At 70.2% G+C, this 14,887-nt stretch carries 15 protein-coding genes and 1 pseudogene; 1 reads left to right on the top strand and 15 read right to left on the bottom strand.

From position 1 onward, the window contains the following. Nucleotides 1–863: 863 nt before the first annotated feature. From ACYVAQ_RS16595 to rpsB, 12 genes and pseudogenes are all read right to left on the bottom strand, one after another. Nucleotides 864–1,280, bottom strand: a pseudogene (locus ACYVAQ_RS16595) (lamin tail domain-containing protein); the annotation flags it as partial. Nucleotides 1,281–1,351: 71 nt separating this feature from the next. Then, complete coding sequence (locus ACYVAQ_RS16600) at nucleotides 1,352–2,728, bottom strand: FAD-binding oxidoreductase (RefSeq protein ID WP_460791522.1); 1,377 nt, start codon at nucleotides 2,726–2,728, stop codon at nucleotides 1,352–1,354. Continuing rightward, the gene (locus ACYVAQ_RS16605) at nucleotides 2,728–4,179 is read right to left on the bottom strand and encodes a flavin-containing monooxygenase (RefSeq protein ID WP_460791523.1); all 1,452 of its coding nucleotides are present in this window, start codon (nucleotides 4,177–4,179) and stop codon (nucleotides 2,728–2,730) included. The genes ACYVAQ_RS16600 and ACYVAQ_RS16605 overlap by 1 nt, the downstream gene beginning before the upstream one ends. Nucleotides 4,180–4,270: 91 nt before the next feature. Continuing rightward, nucleotides 4,271–5,398 (bottom strand): dual-specificity RNA methyltransferase RlmN, encoded by a 1,128-nt coding sequence (gene rlmN, locus ACYVAQ_RS16610; protein WP_460791524.1) that lies wholly within the window; start codon nucleotides 5,396–5,398, stop codon nucleotides 4,271–4,273. A gap of 3 nt (nucleotides 5,399–5,401) precedes the next feature. Beyond that, nucleotides 5,402–5,728, bottom strand: coding sequence for a hypothetical protein (locus tag ACYVAQ_RS16615; protein ID WP_460791525.1), 327 nt, complete (start codon nucleotides 5,726–5,728; stop codon nucleotides 5,402–5,404). A 14-nt stretch (nucleotides 5,729–5,742) separates the two neighbouring features. Continuing rightward, on the bottom strand, nucleotides 5,743–6,618 hold the full coding sequence (locus tag ACYVAQ_RS16620) for a phosphatidate cytidylyltransferase (RefSeq protein WP_460791526.1): 876 nt from the start codon (nucleotides 6,616–6,618) through the stop codon (nucleotides 5,743–5,745). Between the two features lie 21 nt (nucleotides 6,619–6,639). Further along, on the bottom strand, nucleotides 6,640–7,194 hold the full coding sequence (gene frr, locus ACYVAQ_RS16625; protein WP_460791622.1) for a ribosome recycling factor: 555 nt from the start codon (nucleotides 7,192–7,194) through the stop codon (nucleotides 6,640–6,642). Nucleotides 7,195–7,288: 94 nt separating this feature from the next. After that, a complete protein-coding gene (gene pyrH / locus ACYVAQ_RS16630) occupies nucleotides 7,289–8,002 on the bottom strand; it encodes a UMP kinase (RefSeq protein ID WP_460791527.1) in 714 nt (237 codons plus the stop codon). Nucleotides 8,003–8,048: 46 nt separating this feature from the next. Beyond that, nucleotides 8,049–9,233: a TFIIB-type zinc ribbon-containing protein gene (locus tag ACYVAQ_RS16635; RefSeq protein WP_460791528.1), complete on the bottom strand. Its 1,185-nt coding sequence runs from the start codon at nucleotides 9,231–9,233 to the stop codon at nucleotides 8,049–8,051. A gap of 4 nt (nucleotides 9,234–9,237) precedes the next feature. Continuing rightward, a complete protein-coding gene (locus ACYVAQ_RS16640; RefSeq protein WP_460791529.1) occupies nucleotides 9,238–10,359 on the bottom strand; it encodes an SPFH domain-containing protein in 1,122 nt (373 codons plus the stop codon). 143 nt (nucleotides 10,360–10,502) lie between these two features. Then, a complete protein-coding gene (gene tsf, locus ACYVAQ_RS16645; protein ID WP_460791530.1) occupies nucleotides 10,503–11,312 on the bottom strand; it encodes a translation elongation factor Ts in 810 nt (269 codons plus the stop codon). 37 nt (nucleotides 11,313–11,349) lie between these two features. Further along, nucleotides 11,350–12,222: a 30S ribosomal protein S2 gene (rpsB, locus tag ACYVAQ_RS16650; RefSeq protein ID WP_460791531.1), complete on the bottom strand. Its 873-nt coding sequence runs from the start codon at nucleotides 12,220–12,222 to the stop codon at nucleotides 11,350–11,352. Nucleotides 12,223–12,526: 304 nt separating this feature from the next. Between rpsB and ACYVAQ_RS16655 the strand changes: the two genes are divergently transcribed. After that, a complete protein-coding gene (locus ACYVAQ_RS16655) occupies nucleotides 12,527–13,030 on the top strand; it encodes a murein hydrolase activator EnvC family protein (RefSeq protein ID WP_460791532.1) in 504 nt (167 codons plus the stop codon). Between the two features lie 19 nt (nucleotides 13,031–13,049). Here ACYVAQ_RS16655 and ACYVAQ_RS16660 read toward each other — a convergent pair whose 3' ends face one another. From ACYVAQ_RS16660 to ACYVAQ_RS16670, 3 genes are all read right to left on the bottom strand, one after another. Next, nucleotides 13,050–13,280: a hypothetical protein gene (locus ACYVAQ_RS16660; RefSeq protein WP_460791533.1), complete on the bottom strand. Its 231-nt coding sequence runs from the start codon at nucleotides 13,278–13,280 to the stop codon at nucleotides 13,050–13,052. Nucleotides 13,281–13,308: 28 nt separating this feature from the next. After that, nucleotides 13,309–13,806, bottom strand: coding sequence for a DUF5994 family protein (locus ACYVAQ_RS16665; protein WP_460791534.1), 498 nt, complete (start codon nucleotides 13,804–13,806; stop codon nucleotides 13,309–13,311). A 98-nt stretch (nucleotides 13,807–13,904) separates the two neighbouring features. Continuing rightward, entirely contained in the window at nucleotides 13,905–14,849 is a 945-nt protein-coding gene (locus ACYVAQ_RS16670) for a tyrosine recombinase XerC (protein WP_460791623.1), read from the bottom strand. Between the last annotated feature and the right edge of the window lie 38 nt (nucleotides 14,850–14,887).

The following is a 14,887-nucleotide window of genomic DNA, read 5'->3' on the forward strand; positions in this document are numbered from 1 at the left end:
CGCGACGGCATGCTGGATCGCACGTCGAGCGGCTCCAACGCAGCCGCATCGAGTCGGAAACGTCGCGTAGTAGGCGGTGAGTAAGGAGCCATGCCCTAGCCGTTCGGGTACCCCACGGCGGCCAGCGCCGTCGTCCAGTCGTTCACGATGGCCCGCTGCGCGGCGGCCAACGTGATGCTGCCGTTGCAGATGAGCGTGTGCAGCTTGTTCTCGACCGAGTCCTTCGGGTTGGTGTACGACGTCGCGCCACTCTTGTTCGGCTCGGGCCAGAGGTTGCGCGCGTCGTTCGGGTCGCCGCCGAGCTCGAGCGAGACCAGGTGGTCGTACTCGTCGTAGCTGCCGCTGAAGCCGTACGCCGCCTCGGAACCCCTCTTCTCCGGTGTCGTGATCGACGACGGCGGCCGGATCGAGGTCGTGTAGCCGGACATGCAGATCGTCGAGCCGATCGTGGCCTGGGTGACGTCCGGGTTCAGGGCGCCCGGGGTGCAGGCCTGGTCCTGCAGCACCTTGCCGTTGGCCTGGTCGAGGTAGCGGTAGTGGCAGGTGCCGGTCGGCGGCTGCGCCTGGACGGTGTACGTCGACTGCGGCCCCGGGCCGTACGGGATCGACGCGCTCCCGCCGCCCGAGCCCTGCGGGGACGGTGCCGCGGCGGCGGCGAAGTCCGAGGCGTTGTCGTTGGAGTCGCCACCCGTCGTCGCCCGCGAGATCGAGGTGCTGTTGGCGGTGCTGCCGGCGTGGTTCGAGCCCTCGAAGACCGTCGTGCTCGACCCCCAGCCGACGAAGTCGACCACCGAGGACGCGAACGTCCACGGAGCCGAGGTGTTCGTCTGCGCCGCGATGCCGGACGTACCGGTGACCAGGTAGACCTGGCCGCCGGTCGCACTCATGTTGATCGCACCCGAGCCGACGACGAGGTCCGGCGCCGGCAGCGAGCCCGACGGTGTGCTGCCCGCCGCCAGCTGCACCAGGAAGTGCGCGTGCGCGGCCACCGAGCCGCTCAGCGCGTTGACCCCGCTGGCGGTGGGGGCGGTCGTGGAGGCCGCGCTGCGGTACTGGAGGCTCAGGCCCGTCAGGCTGATCGCCGCCCCGGTCGGGTTGTACAGCTCCACGAAGTCGTTGGTGTACGGCGCACCGGAGTTGCCTCCCCCGCCGTACACCTCGTTGATGACGAGCCCGGTGCCGGCCGGGTTGGCGTGGGCAGACGCGGCGCCGACGAGCTGGGCGCCACCGAGGCCCAGGGCGATGGTCAGGGCGAGTGCCGACGAGCGAGTCCGAGACATGCTGGCAGCATCCGCCCGCAGCCCGTCCGTTCGGCGAACGACACGCGAACGGCAGCGCGCGACTCGCGGTCCTACAGGCCGACGCCGGGGTTGAGGATGCCCTGCGGATCCAGGGCGTCCTTGATCCGGCGGTTGAGCTCCAGGACGTCGGACCCGACGGCGTCCTCGAGCCACGGTCGCTTCAGCCGGCCGATGCCGTGCTCGGCGCTGATCGTGCCGCCCAGCCGGATCGCGAGCCGCATGATGTCGTCGAAGGCGGCGTCCTCGCGCGCGGCCGCCCCGGGGTCCGCGGGGTCGCGGATGACGACCGGGTGCACGTTGCCGTCGCCGGCGTGCGCGACGACGCCGATCCGCACGTCCCGGTCGCGCGCCACCTGCTGGATGCCGCCGACCAGGTCGGCGAGCAGCGAGACCGGGACCGCGATGTCCTCGAGAAGGAGCGGCCCCAGCGCCATGGCGGCCGGGGCGGCGAGGCGCCGCGCGGCCACGAGGTTCTCGGCCTCGGCGGGATCGGAGGCGACGTACACCTCGGTGGCGCCGTGCTCGGTGAACGTGGCACCGATCGCGTGCACCTCCTCCTCGCCGGTCTCGCCGGGGGTGTCGGTCGCCGCGATCAGCATCGCCCCGGCCGTCCGGTCCAGGCCCATCCGGTACTTGTCCTCGATGATGTTGAGGGCCACGGCATCCATCAGCTCGAGCATCGAGGGCTCCAGCTGCAGCCTGAGCGCGGCGGTGGCGCGGGCGGCGTCGGTGAGCGAGGCGAAGATGCCGACCGCGACCGACTCGACCGCGGGCCGCGGCAGCAGCCGCAGGGTCGCCTCGGTGATGATGCCGAGCGTGCCCTCGCTGCCGACCAGGAGGCGCACCAGGTCGTAGCCGGCGTTGTCCTTGAGCCGCGGTCCGCCGAGCCGGAGCGCCCGGCCGTCGGCCGTCACGACCTCGAGACCGAGCACGTAGTCGGCGGTGACGCCGTACTTCACGCAGCACAGGCCACCCGCGTTCGTGGCCAGGTTGCCGCCGATGCTGCACATCTCGAACGAGGCGGGATCGGGCGGGTACCAGAGCCCGTGCTCGGCCGCCTCCACCTTCACCTCGGTGTTGAGCAGGCCCGGACCGACCACCGCGACCCGGTTCTGGGGGTCGATCGCGATGCCCCGCATCCGCTCGGTCGACAGCACGATCCCGTCGCTGCGCCCGCTGGCGCCGCCCGCGAGACCAGTCCCCCGGCCGCGGGTGACGATCGGGACGTCGTACGCCGCCGCCCACCGCACCACGGTCTGCACCTCGGCGGTCGACGCCGGACGCACCACGGCCAGCGGGACCTCCGCGTCCGCCGCCATCGCCATGTCGTGCCGGTACGACGCCAGCACGTCGACGTCCGTGACCACCGTGCCCGCGGGCAGCCGGCCCACCAGCGCGGGCAGGGCGTCCTGCCAGATGCCGGGCACTACGCGCCGGCCCGGGAGAACCGGATGCCCGCGTCCGCGATCGGCCCCTTCCTGAGCAGCTTCACGTCCTTCGGGTAGTTCATGTAGAGCGCCCAGGGCGCCTCGGAGCCCATCTTGGGCAGGATGTCGGCCGCGCGGTCGAAGTAGCCCGACGAGAGCAGGTTCATCTTCACCTCGGTGCCGGGTGCCGGTGCGAGCGGCATCGCGATCTGGGCGCCGGTCTCGTCCATGTGCTTCAGCAGGCGGACGACGTAGTCGCCGGTCAGGTTGGCCTTGAGCGTCCACGAGGCGTTGGTGTAGCCGATGGTCATGACCAGGTTCGGCAGCCCGCTGAGCATCTGGCCCTTGTAGAGCACCCCGTCCGCGATGCGCACCGGCTCACCGTCGACCTCGAAGGTCGCCCCGCCACCCAGCAGCATGGTGAAGCCGGTGGCGGTGACGATGACATCCGCCTCGAGCTCCGCGCCCGACTCCAGGAGCAGCCCCGTCGGGGTGAACCGCCGGATGCGGTCGGTCACGATCGATGCCTTGCCATCACGGATCGCCTTGAAGAAGTCCCCGTCCGGCACCAGGCACATCCGCTGGTCCCAGGGGTCGTACGTCGGGTTCAGGTGGGTGTCGACGTCGTACCCCTCCGGCAGGTGGCGGATCGCGTCCCGCCGGATGATCCTGCGCATCAGCCGGGGCTGCTTCTTGCAGAGCGTGAAGGTCAGCTGGAAGACGGCCCAGTGCGCCCACTTGGCCGCGACGTGCGCCTTCTGCTCGGGCAGGAGCTTCTGCAGCGGCCCGGCGAACGGCGACGTGCGCGGCAGTGCCATCAGGTAGCTCGGCGAGCGCTGCAGCATCGTGATGTGCTCGACCTTGTCGGCCATCGCCGGGACCAGGGTCACCGCCGTGGCACCGCTGCCGATGACGACCACCCGCTTCCCGGTGTAGTCGAAGTCCTCGGGCCAGTCCTGCGGGTGGATCAGCATGCCGGTGTAGTCCTCCATGCCGGCGAAGTCGGGCGTGTAGCCGGCCGTGTGGTCGTAGTAGCCGGTGTTGCCCCACAGCAACGAGCAGCTGATCTGGCTGGTGCCGCCGTCGTGCTCGACGGTGACGGTCCAGCGCGCCTCGCTGCTCGACCAGGACGCGGCGACGGCCTTGTGCCGGAAGCGCACCAGGTGGTCGACGCCGTACTTGCGCGCGGTGTCCTCGACGTAGGTGCGGATCGCCGGGCCGTCCGCGATGCCGAGCGGCGAGGGCCACGGCTCGAAGTCGTAGCCGAGGGTGAACATGTCGGAGTCCGACCGGACCCCCGGGTAGCGGAACCGGTCCCACGTGCCGCCGATCGCATCCCGTGCCTCGAGGATCGCGATCGACTTCTCCGGAAGCTCCTTGCGCAGCCGCGCCGCGGACCCGATCCCGGACAGCCCGGCGCCGATGATGAGGACGTCGACGTGCTCAGTCATGGCCTCAACCTAGACCGGTGCGGACGCTCGCGCAGGGGGGTTGGCACCACCCGTTTTCCTGGGGTTGACGCCCGCGCGGGCGCCGGTCGGGCTACTCGGACGCCGCCAGCTGCCCGCAGGCGGCGTCGATGTCGGAGCCGCGGGTGTCGCGCAGGGTCGTCGCAATCCCGGAGCCGTTGAGGCGACGGACGAACTCGTCCATGTCCTCCTCGCGCGAACGGGTGAACTGCGAACCGGGGATGTCGTTGAGCGGGATCGGGTTGACGTGCACCCAACCGGTGCCCCGCCCGTCGCCGGAGAGCACCTCGGCGAGCAGGTCGGCGCGCCAGGCCTGGTCGTTGATGCCGCGCATCATGGCGTACTCGATGGAGACCCGGCGCCCGGTCTTCTCGAAGTACTCGTACGCCGCGTCGACGGTCTCGGCCACGGAGAAGCGGGTGTTGATCGGGACGAGGTCGTTGCGCAGGTCGTCGTCGGGCGCGTGCAGGCTGAGCGCCAGCGTGACCGGGATGCCCTCGTCGGCCAGCTGCTTGATCCGGGGCACCAGCCCGACGGTGGAGACGGTGACGTGGCGGGCGCTCAGGCCGAGTCCGGCGGGGGCGGGGTCGGTGAGGCGGCGTACGGCGCCGACGACGGCCTTGTAGTTGGCCAGCGGCTCGCCCATGCCCATGAACACCACGTTCGAGAGGCGACCCGGGCCGCCCGCGACGTCGCCGTGCGCCATCGCGCGGGCGCCCACGACGACCTGGTGCACGATCTCGGCCGTCGACATGTTGCGCTGCAGGCCGCCCTGACCGGTGGCGCAGAACGGGCAGGCCATGCCGCACCCGGCCTGCGAGGAGATGCAGATCGTGGCGCGGTCGGAGTAGCGCATCAGCACCGACTCGACCAGCGAGCCGTCGAACAGCTTCCACAGCGTCTTGACCGTGGTGCCCTTGTCCGCCGTCTGCTGCCGGATCGGGGACATCAGGTCGGGCAGCAGCGCCGCCACCAGCTCCTCGCGCTGGGCGGCGGGGAGGTCGGTCATCTCGGCGGGGTCGTGGACCAGCCGGCCGAAGTAGTGCGTCGACAGCTGCTTGGCGCGGAAGCCCGGCAGGCCCATCTCGGTGAGCAGGTCCTTGCGCCCCGCCTCGTCGAGGTCGGCGAGGTGCCGCGGCGGCTTGCCGCGGCCGCGCGGCGCCTCGAAGACGAGCGGGAGGGTGGTGAACTTCTCGGCCACTGCTTACTTGTCCTTGTGGATGAGGAAGAGCAGCACGCCGGCGACGACGCCGACCACGACGAGGATCGTCGCGATGCACGCGAAGAGCATGTACCGCCCGAACTTGCGAGTGTGCTGCGGGACGAGCAGCCCGATCGGGACCACGAACATCAGCAGCACGAAGGGGAAGAGCTCCTCGGCCTTCTTGTAGCCGACGATGAGCTTGAGCAGGGCGCCGTAGACACCGGGCACGAAGATCACGTACGCCATGCCGGCGAAGAAGCCGGCCAGGGGCACGAAGATCGGGTGGTCCCGGTGCCACCAGTCGGGGCGGCGTCGCGTCGTCTCCATGGGTGGTTCCGTTCCTACTTGAAGACCACGTGGTGCAGCAGCAGCCAGATCGGTGCGACGGTCGCCAACAGCGAGTCGAGCCGGTCCATCAGGCCACCATGGCCCGGGATGATCTGGCTCATGTCCTTGATGCCGAGGTCGCGCTTCATCACCGACTCGCACAGGTCACCGAGTGTGGCCATGACGACGGCGATGACGCCCAGCGCGATGCCGGCCCACCACGGACCGTCGAGCAGGTAGACCACCAGCGCCCAGCCGGCCGCCATGCAGGAGATCGCCGAGCCGGCGAAGCCCTCCCAGGACTTCTTCGGGGAGATGACCGGCGCCATCGGATGCTTGCCGAAGAGCACGCCGGCGGCGTACCCCCCGATGTCGGAGGCGATCGTGACGAGGATGAAGGTGACCACGCCGGCCACGCCGTCGTCGGAGAGACCCTTGCCGTTCCAGCCGCCCTCGGCCAGCAGCAGCGCGACGAAGGAGCCGAGGAAGGGCAGGTAGACGAGGGTGAACACCGAGGCGGTCGCGTTCTTGACGTAGCCGTCGACGCCGCGGCGCAGCAGCCAGAGCATGATGACGAGCGCGGTCACCGCGGTCGCCGTCACGAGCGCGGCCGCTCCGGAGAAGTACGCGACCAGCACCATCACGACGCCGCCGATCATCAGCGGCTGCTCGGGCAGGTCGATGTCCTTGGCCCGCATGCCGCGCGCCAGCTCCCAGACGGCGACGACCACCGCCGTGGCGACGATCACCATGAACGCGGGCTTCCAGAACAGCAGCGATCCCGCGATCGCGGCCAGGAGCACGACGGCGGAGCCGACAGCGGCCTTGAGGTCACGGCCGGCGCGGCCGTGATCCTTCTGGGCAGGCGCAGCTGCCGGGTTCGCGCTCATCGCTGTCAGGGCTGCCGGGTCTCAGACCTCGAGCAGCTCGGCTTCCTTGTGCTTGAGCAGCTCGTCGATGGCGTCGGTGTGCTTCTTCGTGGTCGCGTCGAGGCGCTTCTCGGCTCCGGTGACGTCGTCCTTGCCGACCTCGCCGTCCTTCTCGAGCTTCTCCAGGTTCTGCTTGGCCTTCTGGCGCACCTGGCGTACGGCGACCTTGCCGCCCTCGGCCTTCTCCTTGGCGAGCTTGATGAACTCCTTGCGGCGCTCCTCGGTCAGCTCGGGGAAGACGCACCGCAGCGTCTTGCCGTCGCTGGACGGGTTCACGCCGAGGTCGGAGTCGCGGATCGCCTTCTCGACGTTGGCGATGGCACCCAGGTCGAAGGGCTGGACGATGATGATCCGCGCCTCGGGCGCGGTGAACGACGCGAGCTGCTGGATCGGGGTCGGCGAGCCGTAGTAGTCGACCATGATCTTGCTGAACATGCTGGGGTGGGCGCGGCCGGCGCGGATCGCGGCGAACTCCTCGCGGGTCGCTTCGACGGACTTGGACATCTTGCCGTCGGCCTCGTTGAGGATGTCGTTGATCACCGGAATCTCCTTGTCGTTGGCGCTGTGCTTGTCAGTGGTGGGCCTCGTGGCCGTGGTCGAGCCTCGTGGCGGTGGTCGAGCCTGTCGAGACTCAGCCGGCGCTGACCAGCGTGCCGATCTTCTCACCCTGGACGACCCGGAGGATGTTGCCCGCGGGCTCCATCCCGAACACGACCATCGGGAGCTTGTTCTCACCACACAGCGCGAACGCGGTCTGGTCCATGATGCGCAGGCCCTGGGCGATGGCCTCGGCGTAGGTGACCTCGTCGTACTTCACCGCCGTGGGGTCCAGGTGCGGGTCGGCGCTGTAGACGCCGTCGACACCGCTCTTGGCGACGAGCACGACGTCGCACTTGCTCTCCAGGGCGCGCTGCACGGCGACGGTGTCGGTGGAGAAGTACGGCATGCCCATGCCGGCCGCGAAGATCACGACGCGGCCCTTCTCCATGTGCCGGATCGCGCGACGCGGGATGTACGGCTCGGCGACCTGGCCCATCGTGATCGCGCTCTGCACGCGGGTGTCGACGCCGAGCTTCTCCAGGAAGTCCTGCAGCGCCAGGCAGTTCATCACGATGCCGAGCATGCCCATGTAGTCGGCGCGCGCCCGGTCCATGCCGCGCTGCTGGAGCTCGGCGCCGCGGAAGAAGTTGCCACCGCCGGTCACGACCGCGATCTGGGTGCCGGAGGCCGCGACGGCGGCGATCTCCTTGGCGATCGCCTGCACCACGTCGGGGTCGACACCCAGCTTGCCGCCGCCGAAGACCTCACCGGAGAGCTTGAGCAGGACTCGCTTGTAGCCGGGCACGGGGGTCCTTCCTGAGGGCGGGATCTTCCGCGCCGACCCTATCGCGTCAGTGGCGACGGGAAAGAACCACCGCGGCGATGATCGCCGCCAGGAGGAGCAGCCCGACGATGGTCGCGAAGGTGATCTTCCACGGGCTGTACGGCCGGTCGCCGACGACCTCGCCGGTGTTGGCGTTGACCATCACCTGCCACGTCTTGCCCGCGAAGACGTACGTCGCGATCCACAGCGGCATCAGCAGCAGCTTGAAGGTGTTGCTGCTGTACGCGACGTCCATGCCGCTGATCCGCTGCTCGTCCCCGCCGATGTCGGAGCGCACGTCGCCCTCGATCACCGACACCATCTGCTGCTTGGCCTGCTCGGCGCCGGCCTGGGGGTCCAGGTCGTAGCGGACGGCGGCGAAGCCGGTCAGGAACTCGTCCTGGAACGGCTTGGCGTCCGCGAGGCGCCACGGCCCCATCTTGTTGACCTTCTTGGGGTCCAGGGCGTGCGACCCGAGCACCAGCACGTCGTCGAAGTCGCGTGCCACGTGGCCGCTCGCGTGCCGCCACGCGGTGTGCCGCTCCTGGTAGGTCTCGGTGCGGGTGCCGCCCTGCCCGTCGGAGACCTCCCGGGTCTCGGTCGTGTAGTAGTAGTCGCCGCGTTGGCCGGTGTAGTCGGTCTCGGTGTGCGAGTCGTAGGTCCAGTGCGGGATGTAGGTGCCCGTCAGGCCCTCGGTCGAGCCGACCTTCTTCAGCGCGTTCGGGGCGAACCAGCGACTGGTGACCCACTTCCCGAAGGCCTCGTGGGCCTGTTTGTTCTGCACCTGGAACGGGATGACCCCCTCGGGTGCCACCAGCCCCTCGGGCCGATCGGTGGCAACCAGCGCTCCCCCGCAGAACTGGCACTTGCTGGCCAGGTTGGTCGTCTCGGTCGTCGCCCCGCAGTTCTGGCAGCGCAGCTCGTGGGCGGCGACGTTCGCGACGAACGTGGTCGGGTTCCTCGCCTCCCAGTCGTCCAGGGAGTGCTCGGTGATGGTCGCCTCCACCGCCTTGATCGGCACCTCGGTGCCGCAGGTGGCGCACTTGAGCAGCATGGTGCCCGGCACGTAGGCCAGCTGGTCGCCGCAGCTCGGGCACACCGAGCTGATCGCCTGGGCGGCCGGTGCCTGGGGCGCGGGCGCGGTGGCCTCGGCCGGCGGAGGTGGCGGGGGTGGCGGCACCGCCCCCGGGATCGGCGGGGGTACGTCGGTCATCGGCTCAGCCCTGCGGCGGGAGCGGCGGCGGGGTCGCCGGGAAGAGCGCCTGGAGCTCAGGAACCGTCGAGGCGGCCACCCAGCCGCTCATCCCGTCCTGCCAGACCAGCGACTGCGGGGTGAGCTCGCCCGAGCCGACCTTCGACGCGAGCTGGTCGGCGGGGAACGGGCCGGCCTGCTGGCCGTTCACCGCGACGTACCACGGCTTGGCGGCGCCGGGCAGGGGCGGCGGCGTACCGCCCGAGGGCGCGGTCTGCGCCTGGGTCTGCTGGGCCTGCATCGACTGCGCCATCTGCTGGCCGACCGCCATCCCCATGCCGAGACCGATGCCGCCGGCCGCTCCCCCACCGGGGTTCTGGGCCGCGTGGTCGATCGCCTCGGCGGTCTGGAACTTCGTGTACTGGTCGAGGTTGCCGAGCACCCCCATCGAGGTGCGCTTGTCCAGCGCCTCCTCGACCTCGGGCGGCAGCGAGATGTTCTCGATGACGAACTTCGGGATCGAGATGCCGGTGTCGCGCAGCTCGCCGGTCAGCGTCTCGGCCAGCTGCGACGCGATCGTGTCCTGGTTGGCGGCCAGGTCGAGCATCGGGATCTTCGCGTTGGCGACGGCCGGCGCGAAGCGGCTGACGATGGTCTGCCGCAGATACTCCGAGACCTCCTCGGTCTTGAACTGCGGGTCGGTGCCGACCAGCTGCTTGAGCAGCGCCTTCGGGTCGCTCACCTGCATCGCGTAGGTGCCGAAGGCCCGCAGCCGGACCATCCCGAACTCGGCGTCACGCATGGTGATGGGGTTCTTCGTGCCCCACTTCATGTCGGTGTAGAGCCGCATCCCGACGAAGTAGACCTCCGCCTTGAACGGGCTGTTGAAGCCGTACTTCCAGCCCTTGAGGTCGGAGAGCACCGGCATGTTCTGGGTCTCGAGGGTGTAGGTCCCCGGGGTGAAGGCGTCGGCGATCTGACCCTCGTTCACGAAGACGGCGACCTGGCCCTCGCGCACGACGAGCTTGGCGCCCATCTTGATCTCGTTGCCCTGCCGCGGGAAGCGCCACACGATCGTGTCGCGGCTGTCATCGAGGAACTCGATGATGTCGATGAACTGGCCCTTGACCTTGTCCATGAGACCCATGGGGCGTGCCTTTCGTGACGGGGTTGGCGAACCGAACCTACCCACGGCACCGGTCGGCAACCATGGGAATGCTGCAAAAAGCGAACGGCCGGTGATCGCGGGAAGTTTCCGCGATCACCGGCCGTTCCGGTGGACCTGTCAGGTCAGGCGCCGACCTCGAAGCGGGCGAACCGCTTGACGGTCGTGTTGGCGGCGTCCAGGACCTGCTTGACCGACTTCTTGGCCTCGAAGACGGACTCCTGGTCGAGCAGCACGATCTCCTTGAAGAACGCGCCGATGCGGCCCTCGACGATCTTGGCGACGGCAGCCTCGGGCTTGCCCTCCTCGAGCGTCTTCTTGGTGAGGACGTCCTTCTCCTTCTCGACGATGTCCGCGGGGACCTCGTCGGAGGTCAGGTACTGCGCCTTGAGCGCGGCAGCCTGCTGCGCGGCCTGCTTGGCCGCGGCCTCGTCGCCGTCGAACTCGACGAGGACGCCGAGGGTCGGCGGCAGGTCGGAGGCCTTCTTGTGCAGGTAGACGGTGGTCGGGCCGTCGAAGTACGCGACCTCGCCCAGCTCGATCTTCTCGCCGATGGTGCGCGCGAGCTCCTCGACGGTCTCGCCGACCGTCTTGTCGCCCAGCGAGACGGCCTTGAGCGCCTCGGCGTCGCCGACCTTGTTCGCGTTCGCGGCGTCGGCGATGGCCTGGGCCGCGTCCATGAACGCCTGGTTCTTGGCGACGAAGTCGGTCTCGGCCTTGAGGCTGATCAGGGCGCTGCCGGAGGCGGCGACCAGACCGGCCGACGCCTCACGCTCGGCGGCGCGGGCAGCAGCCTTGGCCGCACCCTTGACGCGGAGCAGCTCGACGGCCTTGTCGAAGTCGCCGTCGGTCTCGTCCAGCGCCTTCTTGCACTCCATCATTCCGGCCTGCGTCAGCTCGCGGAGCTTCTTGACGTCGGCAGCGGTGAAAGCCATGTCTCTTCCTTCGTGGTGCGTGAGTGGTGGGTGCGGATCAGGCGTCGGTCGCCGGGGCGGCCTCGGCCTCGACCTCGGCGGCAGCGGCCTCGACGGTCGCGTCGGCGTCGGCGACCGGGGCGGCCTCCTCAGCGGCCTCGGCGGGCTGCTCGAGCAGCTCGCGCTCCCACTCGGCCAGGGGCTCCTCGGCGCCGTTCTCAGCACCGTCGGTCTTGACGCCCGAGCGCGCCATCAGGCCCTCGGCCACGGCGTCGGCGACGACGCGGGTCAGCAGGCCCACGGCGCGGATGGCGTCGTCGTTGCCCGGGATCGGGAAGTCGACGTCGTCCGGGTCGCAGTTGGAGTCCAGGATCGCGATGATCGGGATGCGGAGCTTGCGCGCCTCCTCGACGGCGAGGTGCTCCTTGTTGGTGTCGACGATCCACACGGCGGACGGGACACGGCCCATCTCGCGGATGCCGCCGAGGGTCTTCTCGAGCTTGACGTGCTCCCGCTTCATCTGCAGGAGCTCCTTCTTGGTGCGACCCGAGCCGGCGACGGTGTCGAAGTCGACGTCGTCGAGCTCCTTGAGGCGGTTGATCCGCTGGCTCATGGTCGAGAAGTTGGTGAGCATGCCGCCGAGCCAACGCTGGTTGACGTAGGGCATGCCGACGCGGGTCGCCTGCTCGGCGATGGACTCCTGCGCCTGCTTCTTGGTGCCGATGAACATGATCGTGCCGCCCTTGGCCACGGTCTCCTTGACGAAGGCGTAGCTGCGGTCGATGTAGGCCAGCGACTGCTGCAGATCGATGATGTAGATGCCGTTGCGCTCGGTCATGATGAAGCGCTTCATCTTCGGGTTCCAGCGACGGGTCTGGTGTCCGAAGTGGACGCCGCTCTCGAGGAGCTGGCGCATGGTCACGACTGCCATGATGAATCTCCAGTTTTTCGTTGTCAGTTGGTTGCCTGACGCCTGCGCGCGACCGGACCCTGATCGCTCAGGGACTGACGGCCGTCGCCCACGGGCGGTCGGCGCTCGGAGCGAGCGCCGTCGTGGTCTGCGGACGTGCGAATTCCCACCCATACGGGTCGGTTCCCGCCAGCGTAGTCGCCGGAGTCCCACCCGCACCAATCCGGGCCACTTGTCCCTGGTGACCCTGGGGAGGGCGTGACATGTCCACAACCGGCCGGTACGCCGAGGCCCCGATGTCGGCCGCCCGAACCATCGTGGAGCCATGGTCCACCGCGCCCTCCTTCTCCTCGCCGCCCTCCCCCTGCTGCTGACCTCACCGGCACCCACGGGACACGGCACGTGGCCCCTCCCACCGCCGCACGAGGTGGTGCACGGGTTCGACCCACCCGACTCGACGTACGGCGCCGGCCACCGGGGTGTCGATCTCTCCGGGCGACCCGGCGAGGCCGTGCGCGCGGCGCTCGCCGGCACCGTCGCGTTCGCCGGCCTGCTGGCCGGGCGCGGCGTGGTCGTGGTCGACCACGGGACGACCCGGACGACCTACGAGCCGGTCGCGGCCACTGTGCGCCGGGGCGACCGGGTCACAGCCGGAGCCGTGATCGGGCGGCTGATGGTCGTGCAGTCGCACTGCTTCCCCCGCGCCTGCCTGCACTGGGGCCTGATCCGCAACAGCGACGACGCCTACCTCGACCCGCTCACGCTCGTCGGGGTGGCGCCGATCCGATTGCTCCCGCTGTGGCGGGACCTGCCGTGGCCGGGTGCGTGAGCGTCCGCCGGGTAGCGGGTCAGCCGCGGCCGCACGTGATCCGGTGCATCCGGATCTCCAGCAGGATCCCGCGCGGCACCGGCCACGACAGCGCCTCAATCGCCGTCGCGTAGTCGATCAACGCCTCGAGCGTGAGGAACCGTGCTTCCGCGAGCGCACTGGACACTGCCTCGCGGGGTCGTGCGCGGCACAGCGCCTCCTCGGCCCGGCGGGCGTGGACGAGTGCATCGAGGAGATCCGACAGCGCCACGCGACGCTCGGCTGTCGTCGCGTCGCGGTCAGGACCCGCCGTCATCGGTCCACAGATCCATCGCGTCCACGTCGGGGTGCTCGAGGACCTCCGCGAGGAGCTCGGCCGCTGAGTGCGAGTTGCCCGGGGTACTGGCCGCGAGGAGCGCCTCGTCCGCCTGCGCCTTGGTGAAGCCGGGTGGCACCACGAGCATCCGCAGCACCCGCCGGTCCGAGGTCGTCAGGAGCATCAGATGCGTGTCGTCGTCGGGAAACGAGCCCACCTTCAGGTAACCGGCGCCCATCGGAATCCGGCGGGGCGCGGTATCCCAGTCAGGCGGCGAGAACAACGCGCGCACGATCCGCCCTGACTCGGGGGCCATGCCGGCCACCAGGCCGCCCAGCTCGGCGGCGAGGTCGCGGCTGTGCGGCCACCACCCTCCGTCGAGGCTGTTGCGGTGTCCGCGCTCGGCCATGCGCAGCCGGGGCGGCTCACGAACCGGCTGAGGAATCGCGTGGATCTCGGTCGTTCCGTTCGACGACGACATGCCGTCCGCCTCTCGACCGGTCCTGCACTCCGACTGGAGACCTCATCGCCGATCCGTCATCCTCCACAGTACGCGGTGCCACAACCTGGGCGACGTCCTCAGGCGCGCGGATGCGCCTGCTGGTAGGCGCGCCGGAGCCGGTCGGTGGTGACGTGGGTGTAGCGCTGGGTGGTGGCCAGCGAGGCGTGGCCGAGGAGCTCCTGGACCGAGCGCAGGTCGGCCCCGCCCTCCAGCAGGTGGGTGGCCGCGGTGTGGCGCAGTCCGTGCGGGCCGATGTCGGGAGCTCCCGGGACGTCGGCGATCCGGCGGTGCACCATCGCGCGCACGGCGCGCTGGTTGATGCGGCCCCCGCGGCTGCCCAGGAAGAGTGCCGGCCCCGAACCCGGGCCGGCCAGCCGCGGACGACCGCGCACCAGCCAGGCGTCGAGAGCAGACACGGCAGGGGTGCCGAAGGGTGCGCTGCGCTCCTTGTTGCCCTTGCCCACGACGCGGATGAGGTTGCGGTCCCGGTCGACGTCGTCGACGTCGAGGCCGACCAGCTCGCCGACCCGGACGCCGGTGGCGTAGAGCAGCTCCAGCATCGCGACGTCACGGAGCCCGGTCGGGCTACCGTCGTCGGCGCGCTCGGCGGCCGCTGCGATGAGGTCGGCCGCCTCGTCGGCGCGCAGGACGTTCGGCAGGGTGCGCAGTGCCTTGGGTGAACCGAGCGAGGACCCCGCGTCGGTCGGGGTCCGGCCGGTCCGGGCGAGCCACGCGGTGAAGACCCGCGCCGCGGTGGCACGCCGAGCGATGGTGGTGCGCGCCAGGCCCATCGACTGCTGCTTCGCGAGCCAGCTGCGCAGCGTGCGCAGGTCCAGCCCGGCCACGTCGTCGATGCTCGCGCGGTGGGCGTGCTCGAGGAGCGAGGCGATGTCAGCTGCGTACGCGACGACGGTGCTCTTCGCCAGGTTCCGCTCCGAGGCGAGGTGACGCTCGTAGGCGACGATGACCTCCGCCAGCGGATCGGGCAGGAGCGAGAGCCCGTCGTCCGCCTCATCGGTCACAGCAGTCACATCTGCATCGTAGGCCGCTCGCCCGGTCG

Source organism: Nocardioides maradonensis (genome assembly GCF_054777115.1).